The organism is Dryocola sharpae, from assembly GCF_051307055.1.
Classification (GTDB): Bacteria; Pseudomonadota; Gammaproteobacteria; order Enterobacterales; family Enterobacteriaceae; genus Dryocola.
This window is the reverse complement of record NZ_CP149994.1, coordinates 3,538,649-3,561,328: the sequence shown is the minus strand read 5'-3', so window position 1 is coordinate 3,561,328 and position 22,680 is coordinate 3,538,649. Positions and strand designations below refer to the sequence as shown.

At 56.0% G+C, this 22,680-nt stretch carries 22 protein-coding genes and 1 other RNA gene; 17 read left to right on the top strand and 6 right to left on the bottom strand.

Annotated features, from left to right (window positions below):
- The first annotated feature begins 349 nt into the window (after positions 1 to 349).
- From epd to WLO31_RS16910, 6 genes are all read left to right on the top strand, one after another.
- The gene (epd, locus tag WLO31_RS16935) at positions 350 to 1,369 is read left to right on the top strand and encodes an erythrose-4-phosphate dehydrogenase (RefSeq protein ID WP_435927788.1); all 1,020 of its coding nucleotides are present in this window, start codon (positions 350 to 352) and stop codon (positions 1,367 to 1,369) included.
- 49 nt (positions 1,370 to 1,418) lie between these two features.
- Positions 1,419 to 2,582, top strand: a complete 1,164-nt coding sequence (pgk, locus tag WLO31_RS16930; protein ID WP_435927787.1) for a phosphoglycerate kinase — start codon at positions 1,419 to 1,421, stop codon at positions 2,580 to 2,582.
- A gap of 91 nt (positions 2,583 to 2,673) precedes the next feature.
- On the top strand, positions 2,674 to 3,753 hold the full coding sequence (fbaA, locus tag WLO31_RS16925; protein WP_435927786.1) for a class II fructose-bisphosphate aldolase: 1,080 nt from the start codon (positions 2,674 to 2,676) through the stop codon (positions 3,751 to 3,753).
- Positions 3,754 to 3,931: 178 nt separating this feature from the next.
- Positions 3,932 to 4,792, top strand: a complete 861-nt coding sequence (gene mscS / locus WLO31_RS16920; RefSeq protein WP_435927785.1) for a small-conductance mechanosensitive channel MscS — start codon at positions 3,932 to 3,934, stop codon at positions 4,790 to 4,792.
- A gap of 134 nt (positions 4,793 to 4,926) precedes the next feature.
- Positions 4,927 to 5,562: an arginine exporter ArgO gene (gene argO, locus WLO31_RS16915; protein WP_435927784.1), complete on the top strand. Its 636-nt coding sequence runs from the start codon at positions 4,927 to 4,929 to the stop codon at positions 5,560 to 5,562.
- A 110-nt stretch (positions 5,563 to 5,672) separates the two neighbouring features.
- Positions 5,673 to 6,404 (top strand): oxidative stress defense protein, encoded by a 732-nt coding sequence (locus WLO31_RS16910; protein WP_435927783.1) that lies wholly within the window; start codon positions 5,673 to 5,675, stop codon positions 6,402 to 6,404.
- 228 nt (positions 6,405 to 6,632) lie between these two features.
- Here WLO31_RS16910 and argP read toward each other — a convergent pair whose 3' ends face one another.
- On the bottom strand, positions 6,633 to 7,532 hold the full coding sequence (argP, locus tag WLO31_RS16905; protein ID WP_034498332.1) for a DNA-binding transcriptional regulator ArgP: 900 nt from the start codon (positions 7,530 to 7,532) through the stop codon (positions 6,633 to 6,635).
- 165 nt (positions 7,533 to 7,697) lie between these two features.
- On the opposite strand from argP, the gene rpiA reads away from it, so the two are divergent.
- A complete protein-coding gene (gene rpiA / locus WLO31_RS16900) occupies positions 7,698 to 8,357 on the top strand; it encodes a ribose-5-phosphate isomerase RpiA (protein WP_435927782.1) in 660 nt (219 codons plus the stop codon).
- A 281-nt stretch (positions 8,358 to 8,638) separates the two neighbouring features.
- Positions 8,639 to 9,877 (top strand): phosphoglycerate dehydrogenase, encoded by a 1,239-nt coding sequence (serA, locus tag WLO31_RS16895; protein ID WP_435927781.1) that lies wholly within the window; start codon positions 8,639 to 8,641, stop codon positions 9,875 to 9,877.
- A 57-nt stretch (positions 9,878 to 9,934) separates the two neighbouring features.
- Here the strand turns inward: serA and WLO31_RS16890 are convergent, their stop codons facing one another.
- The 3 genes from WLO31_RS16890 to zapA form a co-directional block, all read right to left on the bottom strand.
- Entirely contained in the window at positions 9,935 to 10,549 is a 615-nt protein-coding gene (locus WLO31_RS16890) for a 5-formyltetrahydrofolate cyclo-ligase (RefSeq protein WP_435927780.1), read from the bottom strand.
- Positions 10,550 to 10,572: 23 nt separating this feature from the next.
- Positions 10,573 to 10,756, bottom strand: a non-coding RNA gene (ssrS, locus tag WLO31_RS16885) — 6S RNA.
- A gap of 41 nt (positions 10,757 to 10,797) precedes the next feature.
- Positions 10,798 to 11,127 carry a cell division protein ZapA gene (zapA, locus tag WLO31_RS16880; protein WP_121263887.1) on the bottom strand — a complete coding sequence of 110 codons (330 nt, stop codon included), beginning with the start codon at positions 11,125 to 11,127 and terminating at the stop codon, positions 10,798 to 10,800.
- Between the two features lie 168 nt (positions 11,128 to 11,295).
- Between zapA and WLO31_RS16875 the strand changes: the two genes are divergently transcribed.
- From WLO31_RS16875 to ubiI, 4 genes are read left to right on the top strand one after another with little or no spacing between them, the layout of a single operon-like run.
- The gene (locus WLO31_RS16875) at positions 11,296 to 11,874 is read left to right on the top strand and encodes a YecA family protein (RefSeq protein ID WP_435927779.1); all 579 of its coding nucleotides are present in this window, start codon (positions 11,296 to 11,298) and stop codon (positions 11,872 to 11,874) included.
- 24 nt (positions 11,875 to 11,898) lie between these two features.
- Positions 11,899 to 13,215: a Xaa-Pro aminopeptidase gene (pepP, locus tag WLO31_RS16870; RefSeq protein WP_435927778.1), complete on the top strand. Its 1,317-nt coding sequence runs from the start codon at positions 11,899 to 11,901 to the stop codon at positions 13,213 to 13,215.
- Entirely contained in the window at positions 13,212 to 14,390 is a 1,179-nt protein-coding gene (ubiH, locus tag WLO31_RS16865) for a 2-octaprenyl-6-methoxyphenyl hydroxylase (RefSeq protein WP_435927777.1), read from the top strand. Before pepP ends, ubiH begins: the two co-directional genes overlap by 4 nt.
- A 12-nt stretch (positions 14,391 to 14,402) precedes the next feature.
- Positions 14,403 to 15,605 carry an FAD-dependent 2-octaprenylphenol hydroxylase gene (ubiI, locus tag WLO31_RS16860; protein WP_435927776.1) on the top strand — a complete coding sequence of 401 codons (1,203 nt, stop codon included), beginning with the start codon at positions 14,403 to 14,405 and terminating at the stop codon, positions 15,603 to 15,605.
- A gap of 235 nt (positions 15,606 to 15,840) precedes the next feature.
- On the opposite strand, the gene WLO31_RS16855 is transcribed toward ubiI, so the two are convergent.
- Positions 15,841 to 16,047: a hypothetical protein gene (locus WLO31_RS16855; protein ID WP_435927775.1), complete on the bottom strand. Its 207-nt coding sequence runs from the start codon at positions 16,045 to 16,047 to the stop codon at positions 15,841 to 15,843.
- Here WLO31_RS16855 and gcvT point away from each other — a divergent pair.
- The 4 genes from gcvT to WLO31_RS16835 all read left to right on the top strand — a co-directional run bounded on the left by gcvT (position 16,039) and on the right by WLO31_RS16835 (position 21,433).
- Positions 16,039 to 17,136, top strand: a complete 1,098-nt coding sequence (gene gcvT, locus WLO31_RS16850) for a glycine cleavage system aminomethyltransferase GcvT (protein WP_435927773.1) — start codon at positions 16,039 to 16,041, stop codon at positions 17,134 to 17,136. The genes WLO31_RS16855 and gcvT overlap by 9 nt on opposite strands.
- A gap of 22 nt (positions 17,137 to 17,158) precedes the next feature.
- Positions 17,159 to 17,548 (top strand): glycine cleavage system protein GcvH, encoded by a 390-nt coding sequence (gcvH, locus tag WLO31_RS16845; RefSeq protein ID WP_435927772.1) that lies wholly within the window; start codon positions 17,159 to 17,161, stop codon positions 17,546 to 17,548.
- 127 nt (positions 17,549 to 17,675) lie between these two features.
- Positions 17,676 to 20,549 carry an aminomethyl-transferring glycine dehydrogenase gene (gene gcvP, locus WLO31_RS16840; RefSeq protein ID WP_435927771.1) on the top strand — a complete coding sequence of 958 codons (2,874 nt, stop codon included), beginning with the start codon at positions 17,676 to 17,678 and terminating at the stop codon, positions 20,547 to 20,549.
- A 140-nt stretch (positions 20,550 to 20,689) separates the two neighbouring features.
- The gene (locus tag WLO31_RS16835) at positions 20,690 to 21,433 is read left to right on the top strand and encodes an SDR family oxidoreductase (protein WP_435927770.1); all 744 of its coding nucleotides are present in this window, start codon (positions 20,690 to 20,692) and stop codon (positions 21,431 to 21,433) included.
- Between the two features lie 50 nt (positions 21,434 to 21,483).
- Here WLO31_RS16835 and WLO31_RS16830 read toward each other — a convergent pair whose 3' ends face one another.
- Positions 21,484 to 21,726 (bottom strand): pentapeptide MXKDX repeat protein, encoded by a 243-nt coding sequence (locus WLO31_RS16830; RefSeq protein WP_435927769.1) that lies wholly within the window; start codon positions 21,724 to 21,726, stop codon positions 21,484 to 21,486.
- Positions 21,727 to 21,964: 238 nt separating this feature from the next.
- On the opposite strand from WLO31_RS16830, the gene WLO31_RS16825 reads away from it, so the two are divergent.
- Positions 21,965 to 22,678, top strand: coding sequence for a response regulator transcription factor (locus tag WLO31_RS16825; protein WP_435927768.1), 714 nt, complete (start codon positions 21,965 to 21,967; stop codon positions 22,676 to 22,678).
- Positions 22,679 to 22,680 lie beyond the last annotated feature (2 nt).

The following is a 22,680-nucleotide window of genomic DNA, read 5'->3' as shown; positions in this document are numbered from 1 at the left end:
CCTTGCATGTTAAAGGTATCGGGAAGAAGCCTCTGGCTTCCGAGGTCTTGTCAGCTTTCTCACGGGCCGCTAATGCGGCCCGTTTTTTTGCTTATTATTCGTCATCCTTCCCTTATCTGTTTCATTTATTCCATTAAAAATGTGACCTGCGTCAGAAGAACGGCTGCCTGTTCCGCGTCAGCGTTCCTTTTATTCCGCGTTTCGCTTACCATAGCTGAAGCGTTTCAGTCGATTAATCGTTCGACAAGTAAGCAATCATTCGCAGTTTCATGGGTGCGAGGATTCCCCTCAGGCTGTTGCTGGATTACTCTGTCAGCCACCTAGTTTCAGGGATTCTGGCAGGAGAGATATGACCGTACGCATCGCAATTAATGGCTTCGGTCGCATTGGGCGCAACGTGGTACGTGCTTTGTACGAATCCGGCCGCCGTGCGGAAATCACCGTTGTAGCAATCAACGAACTGGCTGATGCTGCGGGAATGGCGCACCTGTTGAAATATGACACCAGCCACGGGCGCTTTGCCTGGGACGTGCGCCAGGAACGCGACCAGCTATGGATAGGTGACGACACCATTCGTCTGCTTCATGAACCCACCATTGAAGCTCTGCCGTGGCGCGAGCTGGGCGTAGATATCGTGCTGGACTGTACCGGCGTCTTTGGTTCCCGCGCGCACGGCGAAGCCCATCTGGCAGCAGGCGCCAGAAAAGTTCTTTTCTCTCATCCTGGCGGCAACGATCTCGACGCAACCGTGGTTTTCGGCGTCAATCATGAAGAGGTGAAAGCCGAACACCGTATCGTCTCGAACGCTTCCTGCACCACGAACTGTATCATCCCGATTATCAAACTGCTTGATGATGCCTTCGGCATTGAGTGGGGCACCGTGACTACCATCCACTCCGCCATGCACGATCAACAGGTTATCGACGCCTACCATCCTGATCTCAGGCGTACCCGCGCTGCCAGTCAATCGATCATTCCGGTTGATACGCGCCTCGCCGCGGGCATCACGCGTATTTTCCCGCACTTTAACGACCGTTTTGAAGCTATTGCGGTTCGCGTGCCGACGATTAACGTCACCACCATCGATTTAAGCGTGACGGTGAGGAATGCAGTAAACGCCAGTGAAGTCAACCTGTTGCTGCAAAAAGCGGCACAGGATTCATTTCATGGTATAGTTGACTATACGGAATTACCGTTGGTCTCGACTGATTTTAACCACGATCCGCACAGTGCCATCGTTGACGGCACGCAAACCCGGGTCAGTGGGCAACATCTGATTAAAACTTTAGTCTGGTGTGATAACGAATGGGGCTTTGCTAACCGAATGCTCGACACGACGTTAGTCATGGCTGCAAGTGATTTCAGGTAAGGCGCGTAACGCGTCTGCAAAACTTTAAGAATCAACGAGAGGATTCACCATGTCTGTAATTAAAATGACCGATCTGGATCTGGCTGGTAAGCGTGTTCTGATCCGTTCCGATCTGAACGTGCCAGTTAAAGAAGGGAAAGTGACGTCTGACGCCCGTATTCGTGCCTCTTTACCGACCATTGAAGCCGCCCTTAAGCAAGGCGCAAAAGTAATGGTAACTTCTCACCTGGGTCGTCCGACCGAAGGCGAGTACAACGAAGAATTCTCTCTGCTTCCGGTTGTTAACTACCTGAAAGAAAAACTCTCTTCTCCAGTTCGCCTGGCAAAAGATTACCTTGATGGCGTGGAAGTGGCGGCCGGTGAACTGGTTGTGCTGGAAAACGTTCGCTTTAACAAAGGCGAAAAGAAAGACGACGAAACCCTGTCTAAAAAATACGCTGCGCTGTGCGACGTATATGTAATGGACGCGTTCGGTACCGCCCACCGCGCTCAGGCCTCCACTCACGGCGTGGGCAAATTTGCGGAAATCGCCTGTGCAGGCCCGCTGCTGGCTGCTGAACTGGAAGCGCTGGGTAAAGCCCTGGGCAACCCGGCTCGTCCAATGGTTGCTATCGTTGGCGGCTCTAAAGTTTCTACCAAACTGACCGTGCTGGACTCCCTGTCCAAAATCGCTGACCAGCTGATCGTTGGCGGCGGTATTGCAAACACCTTCGTTGCCGCTCAGGGCCATAACGTTGGTAAATCCCTGTACGAAGCGGATCTGGTCGATGAAGCAAAACGTCTGCTGACGACCTGCGATATCCCGGTTCCAACCGACGTGCGCGTAGCGACAGAATTCTCTGAAACCGCCCAGGCGACGCTGAAATCTGTAAACGACATCAAAGATGAAGAGCAGATTCTGGACCTGGGCGACGTTTCCGCGCAGAAACTGGCTGAGATCCTGAAAAACGCCAAAACCATTCTGTGGAACGGCCCGGTTGGCGTATTCGAATTCCCGAACTTCCGTAAAGGCACTGAGATCGTTGCTAACGCTATCGCCGACAGCGAAGCCTTCTCCATCGCAGGCGGCGGCGATACGCTGGCCGCAATCGACCTGTTCGGTATTTCCGACAAAATCTCCTACATCTCTACCGGCGGCGGCGCATTCCTCGAATTCGTGGAAGGCAAGGTTCTGCCAGCGGTAGCCATGCTCGAAGAGCGCGCTAAGAAGTAATGATTACGGGCAGGAGATCCTGCCCGTTGATTTCTTGTCGCCCGTAGATTTCAGGCGGCACAAACGTTTCGACGATACAGGACACACAACCATGTCTAAGATTTTTGACTTCGTAAAACCAGGCGTTATCACTGGCGATGACGTACAGAAAGTTTTCCAGGTAGCAAAAGAGAATAACTTTGCTCTGCCAGCAGTTAACTGCGTAGGCACCGACTCTATCAACGCCGTTCTGGAAACCGCTGCGAAAGTTAAAGCGCCGGTAATCGTGCAGTTCTCTAACGGCGGTGCTGCTTTCATCGCTGGTAAAGGCGTGAAAACCGACGTTCCTCAGGGCGCGGCAATCCTGGGCGCAATCTCTGGCGCGCACCACGTGCACCAGATGGCTGAACATTATGGCGTGCCGGTAATCCTGCACACCGACCACTGCGCCAAAAAACTGCTGCCGTGGATCGACGGCCTGTTAGACGCGGGTGAAAAACACTTCGCTGCTACCGGTAAGCCGCTGTTCTCTTCCCACATGATTGACCTGTCCGAAGAGTCCCTGGAAGAGAACATCGAAATTTGTTCTAAATACCTGGAGCGCATGTCTAAAATCGGCATGACTCTGGAAATCGAACTGGGCTGCACCGGCGGCGAAGAAGATGGCGTGGACAACAGCCATATGGACGCATCCGCGCTGTACACCCAGCCAGAAGACGTTGATTACGCCTACACCAAACTGAACGCAATCAGCCCGCGCTTCACCATCGCTGCTTCCTTCGGTAACGTGCACGGCGTGTACAAACCAGGTAACGTTAAGCTGACCCCGACTATCCTGCGCGACTCTCAGGAATACGTGACCAAAAAACATAACCTGCCGCACAACGCGCTGAACTTCGTGTTCCACGGCGGTTCCGGTTCTACCGCTCAGGAAATCAAAGATTCCGTGAGCTACGGCGTTATCAAAATGAACATCGATACCGACACCCAGTGGGCAACCTGGGAAGGTATTCTGAACTACTACAAAGAAAACGAAGCTTACCTGCAGGGCCAGTTGGGCAACCCTAAAGGCGAAGATCAGCCGAACAAAAAATACTACGATCCACGCGTATGGCTGCGTGCTGCACAGACCTCTATGATCGCTCGTCTGGAGCAGGCGTTCAAAGAGCTGAACGCGGTCGACGTGCTGTAATTTAAAGCGCTTTATGCCTGAATCAAGCCCGCTTCGCGCGGGCTTTTTTGTCGATTTTTTTTGCCCTCAAAGGCCATTTTTGTGACCAGCCTGGCATAACTGTGGGTTTTTACTTACCCTTTAAAAACTTAGCTGTGCCTGTCGGGCGCAATTTTTCGGTAAGAACAAGGAACCGTAAATGGAAGATCTCAACGTAGTAGAGAGCGTGCATAATGCCGGCGGCTGGCTGGTGCGCAACCAGGCGTTACTGCTGAGCTATGCGGTCAATATTGTCGCGGCTATCGCCATCATCATTATGGGGATGATCGTTGCCCGCGCCGTTTCCGGCACGGTAAATCGCCTGATGCTAAAACGCCATATCGACGCCACGGTCGCCGACTTTCTTTCCGCGCTGGTACGCTACGGCATTATCGCCTTCACGCTGATTGCCGCGCTTAGCCGGGTGGGCGTCCAGACCGCATCGGTGATTGCCGTACTGGGTGCGGCCGGTTTGGCTATCGGTCTGGCGCTTCAGGGGTCGCTCTCTAACCTGGCCGCGGGCGTGCTGCTGGTGACCTTCCGTCCTTTCCGCGCCGGTGAATATGTGGATCTGGGCGGCACCGCCGGTACCGTAATGCAGGTACAGATTTTCTCCACCACGCTGCGCTCCGCGGACGGCAAAATCGTTATAGTGCCCAATAAGAAAGTTATCGACGGGAACATCACGAATTTTTCCCGTGAGCCGGTGCGTCGTAACGAATTTATCATTGGCGTCCCCTATGATGCGGATATCGACAGGGTGCGTCAGATCCTGACCGACATCATTAGCAGCGACGACCGTATCCTCAAAGATCGCGAGATGACCGTGCGCATGAACGAGCTGAGCGCTTCTTCGGTTAATTTCGTGATCCGCGTCTGGAGCAACAGCGGCGATCTGCAAAACGTATACTGGGACGTGCTGGAGCGCATCAAGAAAGCGCTGGACGCCGAAGGCATCGGCATTCCGTATCCGCAGATGGATGTAAACTTCAAACGCGTAAAAGAGCCTGCGCAAGACTGAGTGTTTATGGCCAGCTTCGGCTGGCCTTTTCAACATTAGCCATACTGATTAACCATTAAAATTATCCATTTCCGCTAATAATTCTTACCAGATACACTTCTCTTCAGCGACTCCATACTGAAGAGTAAATCATCGTGTTAGCTTATTATTTTCAAGGCCTTGCTTTGGGCGCAGCCATGATCCTTCCGCTTGGCCCGCAAAACGCCTTTGTCATGAATCAGGGCATTCGCCGTCAGTATCATCTGATGATTGCCTCGCTGTGCGCGCTAAGCGATTTGGTGCTGATTTGCGGCGGCATATTCGGCGGCAGCGCCGTGCTGATGAAATCGCCGTGGCTGCTGGCGACGGTTACCTGGGGCGGCGTGGCGTTTCTGCTGTGGTACGGCTGGGGAGCGCTGCGAACGGCGATGAGCGGCAGTCTGGAGCTGGCATCGGCGGAAGTGATGAAGCAGGGGCGCTGGAGAATCATCGCCACCATGCTGGCCGTAACCTGGCTTAATCCACACGTCTACCTCGATACCTTTGTTGTGCTGGGCAGCCTGGGCGGACAGCTGGCTGAGGAGCCGAAGCGCTGGTTTGCGTTAGGGACCATCAGCGCTTCGATTCTCTGGTTCTATGGCCTGGCGATACTTGCCGCATGGCTTGCGCCGCGTTTGCGGACGGTGAAAGCCCAGCGGATCGTTAACGCGGTGGTAGGGCTGGTGATGTGGTTTATCGCCTCGCAGCTGGCGTGGGACGGCGTTGGGCACATCACAGCGCTGGCGGGTTAATTCACCTTTATCCGATAGACAAGTTTTTATTCCAGGCTAAGCTTGCTTCCAGGATGTCGACGTTCCTATCCGGACGTGATGACAGTAGAACGTAGCATGGAGGAATTACAGTGAAGTTTAAAACCCTGGCATTAGCTGCATTAGTAGGGCTTGGTTCGGTCCCGGCGCTGGCGGATGAGTTGCCAAATGGCCCGCACGTCGTCACTTCCGGCACCGCAAGCGTAGACGCCGTTCCGGATATTGCCACGCTCGCCATTGAGGTAAACGTCTCTGCTAAAGATGCGGCATCGGCCAAAAAGCAGGCTGACGATCGCGTAGCGCAATATCTGACGTTCCTGCAGCAAAGCGGCGTTGAGAAGAAAGACATCAACGCTGCAAATTTGCGCACGCAGCCTGAATATGAGTACCTGAAAGACGGCAAAACGCAGCTGAAAGGCTATCGCGCCGTGCGTCAGGTTGAAGTAACCCTGCGCAAGCTCGACAAAATGAATGAGCTGCTGGACGGCGCCCTGAAAGCCGGCCTCAACGAAATTCGTTCTGTTTCGCTGGGCGTGGCGCATCCGGAAGCCTACAAAGATAAAGCGCGTAAGGCGGCCATCGACGATGCCACTCGTCAGGCGAAGCTGTTAGCCGAAGGCTTTGAGAGCAAGCTGGGGCCGGTATACAGCGTGCGTTATCATGTTTCGAACTACCAGCCGGCGCCGATGGTGCGGATGATGAAAGCCGACGCTGCGGCACCGGCTTCTGCGCAGGATACTTACGATCAGCAAACCATCCAGTTTGACGATCAGGTAGACGTGGTGTTTGAGCTGGAGCGGGCTCAAAGTCAGGCTGCGCAATAACAGAAGAGAGCGAGTGGTGGGTGGCGCTTGCGCTTACCCACCCTACAAAACCGTGACCCGTAGCCGGTAATCCGTAGGTCGGATAAGCGTTAGCGCCATCCGACATCCGACATCCGACATCCGACATCCGCCATCCGCCATCCGCCATCCGACATCCGTCATAACTAAAAAGCCCGCTTAACATGAACTGTCCAACCTTATGGGGGCAGTTCAAAAGCGGGCTTTTTGCTATTCGGCGTCCTGGCGTAAGACCCGGTGTCCATATTCCAGCAGGGCATCCGTCACGTTGCGCATCATTCTGCTTTCCGGCGCAAACCTGTGCCAGTACAGCATGCGTCTTTGCATCAGGCCTGGCGTCAGGTCGATCAGCTCGCCGCTGTTTATCTCTCTTTCGATTTGCAGGTGCGGGATCATGCAGCACGTGGTGCCCTGGCGCGCAAGCTGCACGAAAGCTTCTGACGAGTTAACGATATGGCACGGCACGCTGCCGGGAGAGAGATCGAAGTTCTGCTGCAGAAAGGCCTGGTGCATATCATCCAGGTGATCAAACGCCACCGCGGGCGCTTTCAGCAGCGCTGAGCGCGTAACGCCGTTCGGAAAATAGCGTGCGGCGAAATCTTTAGAGCCGACAAACAGATAGTCCAGCGCGCCTAAACGATCGACCAGGCAGCTTGGCAGCGGCTGCGGTTGGATCGATACCGCGCCGACAACTTCGCCGCGACGCAGGCGTTCCTGGGTCCGGGTTTCGTCTTCGACCTGAAGATTCAGGCGAATAGGGGAGTCGGCCAGCACCGGGGCAAGCGCCGGTAATAACCAGGTTGCCAGACTGTCGGCGTTTACAGCAAGCGACAGCAGGAGCGGCGTTGAGCCGGTTTGCTCATCGCCCAGCCACTCCTCTTCCAGCAGCTCTACCTGACGCAGCAGCGCCAGCAGCTTCTGCCCTTGCTCTGTAGGGCGCGGCGGCACGGTGCGCACCAACAACGGCTGGCCGAACATGTTTTCCAGTTGCTTGATACGCTGTGAAACCGCTGACTGAGTAATGCAGAGCTTCTGCGCCGCGCGCTCAAATCCGCGTTCACGAATAACCGCATCCAGCGCCTGTAGCGTTCTGTAGTCCGGACGTTTCATTGTTGTTGCTGGCTCCTGTTTTCGTTGTGCCAGCACTATGACATAAATTTGTGACCGATCCAGACCAAATCCACAAAGATCGGATGAGTTCGGCCATTGGCAAGGACAATCTCCCGGCGCTTGCTCTATAATGCGCGTCAGTTTTCACAGCACAGGCAAATAACCATGACGCAGGATGAACTGAAAAAAGCAGTCGGATGGGCCGCGCTCCAGTACGTGCAGCCGGGCACCATCGTTGGCGTGGGTACAGGCTCCACTGCCGCACACTTTATTGATGCCCTGGGCACCATCAAACACCGGATTGATGGCGCGGTATCCAGCTCCGACGCTTCCACCGCCAAACTGAAAAGTCTCGGCATTACCGTATTCGATCTGAACGAAGTGGACTCCCTTGGGATCTACGTTGACGGCGCAGACGAGATCAACGGACAAATGCAGATGATCAAAGGCGGCGGCGCGGCGCTTACCCGCGAGAAGATCATTGCGTCAGTGGCCGATAAGTTTATCTGCATTGCGGATGCATCCAAGCAGGTGGATATCCTGGGTAATTTTCCTCTGCCGGTAGAGGTGATTCCAATGGCGCGTAGCTGCGTGGCCCGCGAGCTTGTCAAACTGGGCGGGCGCCCGGAGTACCGTCAGGGCGTGGTCACGGACAACGGCAATCTCATTCTGGACGTTTACGGCCTGAGCATTATCGATCCTGTAGCGCTGGAAAATGCGATTAACGGCCTGCCGGGCGTGGTCACCGTTGGGCTGTTTGCCAACCGTGGCGCCGATGTCGCGCTGATTGGTACGGCTGACGGTGTGAAAACCATCATAAAATGATCTGGCCGGGGCGCTTGCGCGCCCCAACAATCAGCGTAAAAAATGACAATTTATTTTAACGGCAAATTTGGTGACATATGTCACATCCTTGTAAAAGACTTATGATTCCTTCCTGTAACGCCTTCACGACCAGCATTTTGTGCTAACTCCTCGCCTCTTATTCCTTTTCGTCGCCGCCTGCGCGCAATCGTTTATATTGCCGAAGGCGTAGATTTTGATATTTTGACGGCAGGGTAACTTACAGGCAGTACCACAACAGCACAGAAAAATAGGGTCGGGAAATGGCAAAAGTATCACTGGAGAAAGACAAAATTAAATTCCTGCTGGTGGAAGGCGTGCACCAGAAAGCGGTCGAGAACCTTCGCGCGGCAGGCTATACCAACATCGAGTATCACAAAGGCGCGCTTGATAGCGATGCGCTCAAAGCCTCCATCCGTGATGCCCATTTCATCGGTTTACGTTCCCGCACTCATTTAACTGAAGACGTTCTGGCTGCGGCAGAGAAACTGGTCGCGATCGGCTGCTTCTGCATCGGTACCAACCAGGTCGATCTGAATGCGGCGGCAAAACGCGGCGTTCCGGTCTTTAACGCCCCATTCTCCAATACTCGCTCCGTTGCCGAACTGGTTATCGGCCAGCTATTGCTTCTGCTGCGCGGGATACCGGAAGCGAATGCGAAGGCGCACCGTGGCGTGTGGAATAAACTGGCCGTGGGCTCTTTTGAAGCCCGTGGCAAAAAGCTCGGCATCATCGGCTACGGCCATATCGGGACCCAGCTCGGTATCCTGGCGGAAGCGCTGGGCATGAACGTCTTTTTTTACGATATTGAAAGCAAACTGCCGCTGGGTAACGCGACTCAGGTGCAGCACCTGTCGGACCTGCTTAATATGAGCGATGTGGTCAGCCTGCACGTGCCGGAGAACGCATCCACTAAGAATATGATTGGCGCCAACGAGCTGGCGCTGATGAAGCCGGGCTCGCTGTTAATTAACGATGCTCGCGGGACCGTGGTCGATATTCCTGCGCTGTGCGATGCGCTGGCCCGCAAGCACCTGGCCGGTGCGGCAATCGACGTATTCCCGACAGAGCCCGCGACCAACAGCGATCCGTTTACTTCCCCGCTGTGCGAATTTGATAACGTGATCCTGACCCCGCATATCGGCGGTTCGACTCAGGAAGCGCAGGAAAATATCGGTCTGGAAGTGGCGGGTAAACTGGCTAAATACTCCGATAACGGCTCAACGCTTTCTGCGGTGAACTTCCCGGAAGTTTCTCTCCCGCTGCACAGTGGCACCACAAGCCGCCTGCTGCACATTCACGAAAACCGTCCCGGCATTCTGACCGCGCTGAACCAGATTTTTGCCGAGCAGGGGATCAACATCGCCGCGCAGTATCTGCAAACAACGCCGCAAATGGGCTATGTGGTGATAGATATCGATGCTGAGGAAGATGTCGCTGAGGCCGCATTAAAATCAATGAAGGCGATTCCGGGCACTATCCGCGCCCGTCTGCTTTACTAATCTGCTAATAGCGGGTGGCGCTATGCTTACCCGCTCCATGCATGCCGGGGATGGGCGTTACCATTCCCAAATCTTTGATGGCGTCACCACCGCAGGCAAAGGAATATCCCACTCTTCGGCAGGCAACGTCGGCACCAGCTGGCAATCATGCGCCAGCCCGACGGGCCACAATCCATGCCGTCGCCAGTTTTGCAACGTACGATCGTAGAACCCGCCGCCCATGCCCAGACGTTGTCCCTGCTCATCAAAGGCGACCAGCGGCGTTATCAGCACGTCCAGACTATCCAGCGGTAAAACGTTGCGCACGTCGAGCTTAGGTTCAAGGATTTTCAGGCGATTCATCACCAGATGGGTGCTTTCGTCGTAGCGTAAAAAGAGCAGGCTGCCTTTACTGAAAGGATGAAGCACCGGCAGAAAGACGGCTTTTCCCGCCTGCCACAGGGCGCGAATCAGCGGGCGCGTATCCAGTTCGCCGTCGAAAGATAAAAACAGCGCGACGCTGGCGGCCTCCATCACCGGCGGGTAAGCCAGCATGCGCAGGGCTGCCTGTTCGGCAAAAGTTTGCTGTTCGGTATCGGTGAGGGCGCGGCGTCGTTGCCGGATGGTCTGGCGGATTTCAGTGCGAAGCGCCGGGATGAAATGGGGTGGTGAACTTAACGGATTGTGCGTCATGCGAAATGACCAGGTAGAAAGAGGGAATCTCCGAGATGCCGCCGCAGGCTGTAACCCTTGAACCCTTGGTTCAAGGTGAATGCAGCGTCACTGTCTTCAGGCTTCTCGGACGGACCGAGCATGCTCACCGACGGTGGAGCGCCACATTCTTGTGGTATGAAATATCGGCTCAGGGGACTGGCCCGCTTGCAAACATCTCAGAGAAATTTTTCCTTCACAGTTACTCTACCATAGACAACTGTGAAGCGTTATTCAAAGTTTGGACCCTGTCTGTCTGTTATGCGACCTTGCTCAAGTAACGCCTGTTCAATGGTCTGCTGTAACATTTTGATCCGCTGCTCCATGTTAGCAGCATAGTCACGGGTTTTCGATTTTTCCTGAGCTAATTCGTAGCAAATGTTCAGCGCCGCGATGAAAACTAACTGCTCAGTATTTGTGACTCTAGTGCGAACTTTTAAATCTTGCAACCGCTGATCCAGCTCAACCGCAGCCTGATTCAGCGCATCCTGTTGTTCAGGCGGACAATTCACGCGCAATGAACGACCGAAAATTTGGATATCGACTGGTTGTGCAGACATGCCACCTTCCTGCTGTTAACTCGCCTGCCTGTCGTAACCCGTTAACAGGCCACGAAAGGGGCGTCACTATAGCTACCCCGTTATGAAGATACAAGCCCTTTTCTGGTGCCCCGGAGTCCCTGGTGGTAGCATAACATGAACTATCCCTGCCAACGATGACGAATGCGCATGTCTATACAGAACGCTATGCCAGGCTACGACGCCGTAAGCCAACTTTTGAACGAACAAGGCGTGGGGCTTACCCCTGCGGAAATGCACGGCTTAATCAGCGGCATGCTGTGCGGTGGTAATAAAGACAGCAGCTGGCAACCGCTGCTGCATGACCTGACAAATGAAGGTCTGGCGTTTAGCCAGAACCTGGCCGATACCCTGCGTGATATGCATGCGGCAACCGGCGATGCGCTGGAAGACGACGGCTTTCTGTTCCAGCTTTATCTGCCAGACGGCGACGACGCCACGGTATTTGACCGCGCGGACGCGCTGGCCGGTTGGGTGAACCACTTCCTGCTGGGCCTCGGCGTCAGCCAGCCTAAGCTTGATAAAGTCACCGGCGAAACCGGCGAAGCCATTGACGATCTGCGCAACATCGCCCAGCTTGGTTATGATGAAGACGAGGATCAGGAAGAGCTGGAGATGTCGCTGGAAGAGATCATTGAGTACGTGCGCGTTGCCGCGTTGCTCTGCCATGACACCTTCACTCGCCCGGCGCCAACCGCGCCGGAAGTGCGTAAGCCTACGCTTCATTAAGGATAATAAGCTTCAGGAGGTGTCATGACTCAGCAGGAATTTCTTCGTCGTCGCCAGGCGCTGCTGGCGAGAATGGCCCCGGCCAGCGCCGCGCTAATTTTTGCGGCTCCCGAGGCGACGCGCAGCGCAGACAGCGAATACCCGTACCGCCAGAACAGCGACTTCTGGTATCTCACCGGTTTCAACGAACCAGAAGCCGTGCTGATCCTTATCAAAAGCGATGAACACCACAACCACAGCGTGCTCTTCAACCGGCTACGCGATAAAACCGCCGAAATCTGGTTTGGCCGTCGTCTGGGGCAGGAAGCCGCGCCGGAAAAACTGGCGGTCGACCGCGCCTTAGCTTTTTCTGAAATTGACGAGCAGTTGTACCAGCTGCTGAACGGCCTGGATGTCGTCTACCACGCTCAGGGCGAATATGCCTATGCGGACAGCATCGTCTTTGCCGCGCTGGATAAACTGCGTCGTGGCTCTCGCCAGAATCTCTGTGCGCCGGCAACGCTCACCGACTGGCGTCCCTGGTTGCATGAGATGCGGCTGTTCAAATCCGAAGAAGAGATTGCCGTGCTGCGCCGCGCAGGTGAAATCACCGCGCTGGCCCACACTCGTGCGATGCAAAAATGCCGCCCTGGCATATTCGAATACCAGCTTGAAGGCGAAATTCTGCATGAGTTTACCCGCCACGGCGCGCGCTACCCGTCCTATAACACTATCGTTGGCAGCGGTGAAAACGGCTGCATCCTGCACTACACCGAAAACGAAAGCGAATTGCGCGACGGCGATCTGGTATTGATTGACGCAGGCTGCGAATACAAAGGCTATGCGGGCGACATCACCCGCACTTTCCCGGTGAGCGGTAAATTTACCGCGCCGCAGCGGGCGATTTACGACATCGTTCTCGAATCTCTGGAAACCGCGCTGAAGCTGTATCGCCCTGGTATCTCAATGCAGGACGTCACCGGCGAGGTGCTCCATATTATGGTTAGCGGGCTGGTGAAACTCGGCATTCTCAATGGCGACGTTGAGCAACTAATCGCCGATAACGCGCATCGCGCTTTCTTCATGCATGGCCTGAGCCACTGGCTGGGGCTGGATGTACACGATGTCGGCGCGTATGGCCCGGATCGTTCCCGGCTGCTTGAGCCGGGCATGGTGATTACCGTTGAACCTGGTTTGTACATCGCACCGGATGCGGATGTCCCGGCGGAGTACCGGGGCATCGGTATTCGTATCGAAGACGATATAGTCATCACCGCCGAAGGCAATGAAAATCTGACGACGAGCGTAGTGAAATCTGCCGATGATATTGAAGCCTTAATGACAGCGGCGCGTCAGCTATGAGCGTGATAATTGTCGGCGGCGGCATGAATGGCGCAACGCTTGCGCTTGCCCTCTCTCAAATGACGGACGGCAGGCTGCCGGTACATCTGGTAGAAGCAACCGAGCCTGACTCAGCGCTTCATCCAGGCTTCGACGCCCGTGCGATTGCGCTGGCGCAGGGCACCTGCCAGCAGTTGACTAACATCGGCGTCTGGCCTGCGATTTCGTCCTGTGCAACCGCAATCACTTCCGTGCACGTGAGCGATCGAGGCCACGCCGGTTTTGTCACTCTCCTGGCGGAAGATTATCAGATTGGCGCGCTGGGGCAGGTGGTTGAGCTGCATGATGTCGGCCAGCGGCTGTTTGCGCTGTTGCGTAAAGCGCCTGGCGTCACGCTGCATTGTCCGCAGCGCGTAGCTTCCTTCACTCGTGAAGCGCATCGCGTTAGCGTTGCACTTGATAACGGCGCCGTGCTGGAAGGCAAGCTGCTAATCGCGGCAGACGGCTCACGCTCCGGGCTTGCGGCGCAGTGCGGTATTACCTGGCAGCAGGAGGACTACCGGCAGATCGCCGCTATTGCGAACGTCACTACCGCGCTGCCGCATAATGGCCGTGCGTTCGAGCGTTTCACGCAGTATGGCCCGCTGGCGATGCTGCCAATGTCCGGCGGGCGCAGCTCGCTGGTCTGGTGTCATCCGCAGGATGCGCTGGAAGAGGTGAAAAGCTGGGATGACGCGCGATTCTGCAACGAATTGCAGCGTGCTTTTGGCTGGCGTCTTGGTCGTATCACGCACGCAGGCGTCCGTAATATCTATCCGCTGGCGCTGACTACCGCTTCACAAACGGTTTCGCACCGCGTGGCGCTCGTTGGCAATGCGTCGCAAACCCTGCATCCGATAGCCGGGCAGGGCTTTAATCTCGGCTTGCGCGACGTCATATCGCTTGCCGAATCGCTGACGGCCGCCTGGCAGGCGCAGCAGGATCCGGGCAGCTATCCGGTTCTGGCAGCATATCAACAGCGCCGGGCACTGGATAGAGCCGCTACCGTTGGCGTAACGGACGGGCTGGTGCATTTATTCGCCAACCGTTGGGCGCCGCTGGTCGCCGGGCGTAATCTTGGTCTGATGGCGATGGAACATTTTACTCCGGCACGCGATGTGCTGGCACAGCGCACCCTTGGCTGGGTTGCGCGTTAAAGGAGAGTCAATTTGCAAAGCGTTGATGTGGCGATTGTTGGTGGCGGCATGGTGGGTCTGGCGGTCGCCTGCGGCCTGCAGGGGAGCGGTCTTCGCGTGGCGGTGCTGGAAAGTCAGCCTCCGCAGCCGCAGGCCCCCGATGCCCCTCCGGCACTGCGGGTTTCGGCCATAAACGCTGCCAGCGAAAAACTGCTGGCTCACCTTGGCGTCTGGCCGGCTATCATCGCCCGGCGTGCCAGCGTTTATCACGGCATGGAAGTCTGGGATCGGGACAGCTTCGGGCGGATTACCTTTGATGACAAAACCTATGGTTTCAGCCATCTGGGGCACATTATCGAAAATTCGGTAATTCATCATGCGCTCTGGCAGCGGGCGGAGCAGTGCCCGGATATCACACTGATAGCGCCGGCTGAACTGCAGCAGGTAGCCTGGGGTGAAAATGAAGCCTTTATCACCCTGAAAGATGGCGCAATGCTGACGGCCCGCCTGGTCGTAGGGGCCGACGGCGCAAACTCCTGGCTGCGAAAGCAGGCCGATATCCCGCTCACGTTCTGGGATTATCACCAGCACGCCCTTGTCGCCACCATTCGTACTGCCCAGCCGCATCAGGCTGTTGCGCGGCAGGTCTTTCACGGCGAAGGCATTCTGGCTTTCCTGCCGCTTGCCGATACGCATCTGTGCTCGATTGTCTGGTCGTTGCCGCAGCTGGAAGCGGAGCGTATGCAGCATGCCGCGCCCGAAGCGTTTAACCAGGCCCTTGGCGTAGCCTTTGATATGCGCCTTGGACTATGCAACCTTGAAAGCGAGCGCCAGGTTTTCCCGCTAACGGGCCGTTACGCGCGTAATTTTGCCGCTCACCGCCTCGCGCTGGTGGGCGATGCGGCGCATACTATCCATCCGCTGGCCGGGCAGGGCGTCAACCTTGGTTTTATGGATGCCGCCGGGCTGATTGATGAAATTCGTCGCGCGCATCGCCAGGGCAAGGATATCGGCCAATATCTGTATCTGCGGCGCTACGAGCGTAGCCGTAAGCATAGCGCGGCAATGATGCTGGCGAGCATGCAGGGCTTTCGCGATTTGTTCGCAGGAAGCAATCCAGCGAAAAAGCTGCTGCGTGATATCGGGCTGAAGCTTGCGGACAACCTGCCCGGTGTGAAACAGAAATTGATCCGCCAGGCGATGGGGCTGCAGGATTTACCTTCCTGGCTGCGTTAAAGCATAACGTTAACCTTGTCACATTTCCCTTGCCGCCAGCCGGGAAGGGAAAGCGTTCCCTCATTTGAAATATTCTAATCTCACCTCTCATTTCGGATTACATTTTTTAATGTGATGTTTTCAGGAGCGCAGTGAAATTGTTTCTGAAATGGTCGTAAATGTTAGCTAACTCTAAGTTCCGCGCTTAACACTTCCGTTTTATGCGTACTTCCTCGCATTTTTGCAGATGAATACGCTACACGCTGCCGCGCCCGTTATGACCATAAGCTAATGGAATGGCCGCTCTTCCCATATGGTTTACCTCTTCTTTCAGTGGTAAGTTCAGAGCAAAGGTAACGTTTGCGTCGCTGGCGGGAACGGTGGCGATGCCGGGCTCTTCTGACGGCAGACAAAGCGTAAAAACGCCTGTAACCAGTTGGTTAAAGAGGAAAAGATGGCTCAACAGACCCCTTTGTTTGAACAACATAATCTCTGCGGCGCCCGCATGGTGGATTTCCATGGCTGGATGATGCCGCTGCACTACGGCTCGCAGATTGATGAACACCACGCGGTACGTACCGATGCGGGCATGTTCGATGTTTCCCACATGACCATCGTTGATTTACACGGCAGCCGTACCCGTGAATTCCTGCGCTACCTGGTAGCCAACGACGTTGCCAGACTGACCCAGCCGGGCAAAGCCCTTTACACCGGGATGCTCAACGCGTCCGGCGGTGTTATCGACGATCTGATTATCTATTTCTTCACCGAAGACTATTTCCGCCTGGTGGTGAACTCCGCCACCCGCGAAAAAGATCTTGCGTGGATCAACCAGCACGCCGAACCCTTCGCGGTTGAAGCGACCGTACGAGACGATCTTTCTTTGATTGCCGTGCAGGGGCCGAATGCCCAGGCCAAAGCCGCAACGTTATTCACCGACGAGCAGCGCAAAGCGGTAGAAGGGATGAAGCCGTTCTTTGGCGTGCAGGCGGGCGATCTGTTTATTGCGACCACCGGCTACACCGGCGAAGCAGGCTATGAGATTGCCATGCCGAACGAGAAAGCCGCAGAGTTCTGGTCGCAGCTTGTTGAAGCGGGCGTTAAACCTTGCGGCCTCGGCGCGCGTGATACGCTGCGTCTGGAGGCGGGCATGAACCTCTACGGCCAGGAAATGGACGAAGGCGTTTCTCCGCTGGCGGCAAACATGGGCTGGACGGTGGCATGGGAGCCTGCCGAGCGCGATTTTATCGGCCGCGAAGCGCTTGAAGCGCAGCGCGCAAAAGGCACCGAGAAGCTGGTCGGCCTGATCATGACCGAAAAAGGCGTATTGCGTAACGAACTGCCCGTTCGTTTCACCGACGAATCCGGCAACGTCTGCGAAGGCGTTATCACCAGCGGCACCTTCTCGCCAACGCTTGGCTACAGCATTGCTCTGGCGCGCGTACCGGCAGGTATCGGCGATACCGCCATCGTCCAGATCCGCAACCGCGAAATGCCGGTAAAAGTCACTAAACCTGTTTTTGTTCGCGCCGGTAAACCCGTCGCACAGTAAATTTTGATAGAGGAAAAGAACAATGAGCAATGTGCCTGATGAACTGAAATACAGCAAAGAACACGAATGGCTGCGTAAAGAAGCGGACGGCTGCTGGACCGTAGGGATCACCGAGCACGCGCAAGAGCTGCTCGGTGACATGGTGTTCGTGGATCTGCCAGAAGTGGGCGCCACCGTTAGCGCCGGCGACGACTGCGCCGTTGCGGAATCCGTGAAAGCCGCATCCGATATCTATGCGCCAGTCAGCGGCGAAATCATCGCCGTGAACAGCGAGCTGGAAGGCACGCCGGAGCTGGTAAACAGCGAGCCGTACGCCGGCGGCTGGATCTTCAAAATCAAAGCCAGCGACGAGTCCGAATTAGACGGTCTGCTGGATGCCGCCGCGTATGAAGCCCTGTTAGAAAACGAGTAATACCGTATCTGGCGGGTGACGCTCTGCTCATCCGCCCTACAATGTTCACCGAGACTTGTTCTGTAGGGTGGATAAGCATCGCGCCATCCACCGCTAAAGTTCTGCATGTTTTCAGGAATCACCGCTCATGACCCAGTCCTTACGTAGCCTTGAGAATCACGAAGCGTTTATCGATCGCCACATTGGCCCCTCCGCCCAGCAGCAGCACGAAATGCTGGAGGCCGTGGGAGCAGGTTCTTTAAATGAACTGATTTCCACTATTGTGCCGGCTGATATTCAGCTCGCACAGCCGCCGCAGGTGGGCGAAGCGGCAACGGAATTCGCCGCGCTGGCTGAACTCAAAGCCATTGCCAGCCGCAATAAGCGTTTCAAAACCTACATCGGGATGGGTTACACCGCGGTGCAAACCCCGCCGGTGATTCTGCGTAATATGCTGGAAAACCCGGGCTGGTACACCGCCTATACGCCTTATCAGCCGGAAGTTTCTCAGGGCCGTCTGGAAGCGCTGCTTAACTTCCAGCAGGTAACGCTGGATTTGACAGGGCTGGATATCGCCTCCGCCTCGCTGCTTGATGAAGCCACCGCCGCCGCAGAAGCCATGGCGATGGCTAAGCGCGTAAGCAAACTGAAGAACGCCAACCGTTTCTTCGTGGCGGCGGACATTCATCCGCAGACGCTGGACGTGGTGCGTACCCGTGCGGAAACCTTCGGTTTTGACGTGATTGTCGATGAGGCAGCAAAAGTGCTGGATCATCAGGACGTGTTCGGCGTGCTGCTGCAACAGGTTGGCACCACCGGCGAAGTGCACGATTACAGCGCGCTCATCGAAGAGTTAAAACAACGTAAAGTAGTGGTAAGCGTGGCCGCTGACTTTATGTCGCTGGTGCTGCTTACCGCGCCGGGTAAACAGGGCGCAGACATCGTCTTCGGCTCCGCGCAGCGCTTTGGCGTGCCGATGGGCTACGGCGGCCCGCATGCGGCATTCTTCGCCGCGCGTGACGAATTCAAACGTTCCATGCCGGGTCGTATCATCGGCGTTTCTCGCGACGCTGCCGGCCGCACCGCGCTGCGTATGGCGATGCAGACTCGCGAGCAGCATATCCGCCGCGAGAAAGCGAACTCCAACATCTGTACCTCTCAGGTGCTGCTGGCCAACATTGCCAGCCTGTACGCAGTATTCCACGGCCCGGCTGGCCTGAAACGTATTGCCGGCCGCATTCATCGCCTGACCGATATTCTTGCCGCTGGCCTGCAAAAGAGCGGCCTGGTGCTGCGCCATAAACACTGGTTCGACACGCTATGCGTGGAAGTGGCCGATAAAGCCGCCGTGCTGGCGCGTGCCGAAGCAAACGAAATCAACCTGCGCAGCGACATTCTGGGCGCGGTAGGCATTACGCTTGACGAAGCGACCACCCGCGAAGACGTGCAGGCGCTGTTCACCGTGCTGCTGGGCGATAACCACGGTCTGGATATCGACAAGCTGGATCGGGACGTTGCCGGCGACAGCCTCTCTATCCCGGCGGCAATGCTGCGCGAAGATGAAATTCTGACTCACCCGGTGTTCAATCGCTATCATAGCGAAACCGAAATGATGCGCTATATGCACTCTCTGGAGCGCAAAGATCTGGCGCTCAACCAGGCGATGATCCCGCTCGGCTCCTGCACCATGAAGCTTAACGCCGCGGCGGAAATGATCCCTGTCACCTGGCCGGAATTTGCCGAGCTGCATCCGTTCTGTCCGGCAAACCAGGCGGAAGGCTACCACCAGATGATTGCCCAGCTGTCCGACTGGCTGGTGAAGCTGACCGGCTACGACGCGCTTTGCATGCAGCCAAACTCTGGCGCGCAGGGTGAATATGCTGGCCTGCTGGCGATTCGCCGCTACCACGAAAGCCGCAACGAAGCCGGGCGTAATATCTGCCTGATCCCAAGTTCCGCGCACGGCACCAACCCGGCCTCCGCACAAATGGCGGGCATGGAAGTGATCGTCGTTGCGTGCGACAAGCAGGGCAACATCGATCTTCAGGATCTGCGTGCGAAGGCAGAGCAGGCGGGCGCCGAGCTTTCCTGCATCATGGTGACCTATCCGTCAACGCACGGCGTATACGAAGAAACCATCCGCGAAGTTTGCCAGGTTGTTTACCAGTACGGCGGCCAGGTCTATCTGGACGGCGCGAACATGAATGCCCAGGTCGGCATCACATCGCCTGGCCATATCGGCGCGGACGTTTCGCACCTCAACCTGCATAAAACCTTCTGCATTCCACACGGCGGCGGCGGTCCGGGTATGGGCCCAATCGGCGTGAAAGCGCATCTGGCGCCTTTTGTACCGGGCCACAGCGTGGTGCAAATTGAAGAGATGCTGACCCAGCAGGGCGCGGTTTCTGCCGCACCGTTCGGCAGCGCCTCGATCCTGCCAATCAGCTGGATGTACATCCGCATGATGGGCGCCGAAGGGCTGAAGAAAGCAAGCCAGGTGGCGATCCTGAATGCGAACTATATCGCCAGCCGCCTGCAGTCCGCCTTCCCGGTGCTCTATACCGGCGCAAACGGCCGCGTGGCGCACGAATGCATCCTCGATATTCGTCCGCTGAAGGAAGAGACCGGCATCAGCGAGCTTGATATCGCTAAACGGCTGATTGACTTCGGGTTCCATGCGCCAACCATGTCCTTCCCGGTTGCGGGTACGCTAATGGTTGAGCCAACGGAATCGGAAAGCAAGCTGGAGCTGGACCGCTTTATCGACGCCATGCTCACCATCCGTACCGAAATCGATCGCGTAGCGCGTGGGGAGTGGCCGCTGGAAGACAACCCGCTGGTGAACGCGCCGCATACGCAGGACGAAATTGTGGCCGAGTGGACGCATCCCTACACCCGCGAACTGGCCGTCTTCCCGACCGGCCACGGCAACAAATACTGGCCGACCGTTAAACGTCTGGACGATGTGTATGGCGACCGTAACCTGTTCTGCTCCTGCGTGCCGATGAGCGACTATCAGTAAAGTCGGCGGCGGATGGCGCGGACTTATCCGCCCGTGTGATACCGTAGAGTAGAACATTATAGGGTGGATAAGCGGCAGCGCCATCCACCTGAAAGGGCGCCCGGGCGCCCTTTTTATCATCTGTCCATTCGGAGGTAAAAATGAGTGTGGCACTCGTCACCGGCGGCAGCCGCGGCATCGGCAGAGCAACCGCCATTCTGCTGGCGCGCTCCGGCTATAAGGTTGTCGTTAACTATCTGCGTAACAAACAGGCCGCCGATGAGGTGGTGAACGCTATTCGTGACGCGGGCGGCGAAGCGATGGCTATCAAAGCAGATATCGCCGATGAGCTACAGGTGCTGGCGATGTTTGCTGAAATCGACCGTGCTTTTGGCCCACTCACCGCGCTGGTCAACAACGCGGGTATTCTCTTCCAGCAATCCACCATCGAAAACCTGACGGCGGATCGTATTAACCGCGTACTGGCAACTAACGTTACCGGTTACTTTCTTTGCTGCCGTGAAGCGGTCAAGCGCATGGCTTATCGCCATGGCGGGGAAGGTGGTGCGATTGTTAACGTCTCTTCCGCTGCGGCACGCCTGGGAGCGCCGGGGGAGTATGTCGATTACGCTGCCTCAAAAGGAGCGATAGACACGCTGACTACCGGGCTGTCGCTGGAGGTTGCGGCGCAGGGTATTCGCATTAACGGCGTGCGCCCCGGCTTTATCTATACCGATATGCACGCGTCGGGCGGCGAGGCCGGGCGGGTCGATCGCGTGAAGTTTTCCCTGCCGATGCAGCGTGGCGGACAGCCGGAAGAAGTGGCCGAGGCCATTGCCTGGCTGCTCAGCCAGAAAGCTTCGTATGTCACCGGCAGCTTTATCGATCTGGCCGGTGGAAAATAAAGCAACGGCCCGGGTAACGCCAGCTGCGCGTTGACCGGGCTGCTGTTATATTAGTTTTTCTTCATAGTATCTTTAGACATGTCGTCCTTCGGCATACTGCCTTTATTCATATCCTGCGCCGGCGCTGAATCCTTCGTCATACAATCTTTTTTCATGCCGTCTTTATTGCAGTCGTGGGTCATGCCCATTTTATCTTTCGACATATTATCTTTATTCATAGCGTCGGCAGCATTTGCACCCGCCATTCCCAATGCCAGCGCGGAGCACATAAAAGCAGCGTAGAGTTTTTTCATGATATTTACCTTTTGATAGGTGAGAAGTTTTAACTACCGCTTAACCGGCCGTTAAACGCAGCCATAGCAAACGGATAGCGGCCGGACGGCTGCATCGCGCTGCTTGCCGGCGATGCCATAACGCCAGTATTGGCCAGATTTATTCCCCAATGCCTCACGCAAAGTTAAATAAAATGTGACAACTTCCCGGCGGCAAGTTGTGTAGACTTTCACTATGCGGCGCATGTGGGGTTAAGAAGTGAGTCAGAACAAAAAGCTGCTTATCGTGGAAGACGATGAGAACATTGCTGAGCTTTTGCAACTGCATCTGCGGGAGGAGGGTTTTGCAATAACCCATGCCGCAGACGGGAATATCGGACTGGAAAAGCTTAAGCAGGGCGGATGGGATGCGTTAATCCTCGACCTGATGCTGCCCGGCGTGGATGGCCTGGAAATTTGCCGCTTTGCCCGCACCATGACGCGCTATACGCCAATCATTATGATCAGCGCCCGCTCCAGCGAAACGCACAGGGTGCTCGGCCTTGAGCTTGGCGCGGATGACTATCTTGCTAAGCCATTCTCTATGCTGGAACTGGTGGCGCGCGTCAAAGCGCTGTTTCGCCGCCAGGAAGCCATGAGCCAGAACCTGCGCCTTGATGCGGGCACGCTCACCTTCGGCGCGCTCACCATAGATCCGCTGGCTCGCGATGTGCAGCTTAACCACCTTACGGTTGAACTCACGCCGCGCGAGTTCGACCTACTCTATTTCTTTGCCAGGAATCCGGATAAAGTTTTTTCCCGCCTCAACTTGCTTAACCAGGTGTGGGGATATGAGCACGAAGGCTACGAACACACGGTCAATACGCATATCAATCGCCTGCGGATCAAGATTGAAGACAATCCGGCGGAGCCGAATTTTATTCGTACCGTCTGGGGAAAAGGCTATAAATTCACCGCACAGCCGCGCGAGTAAAC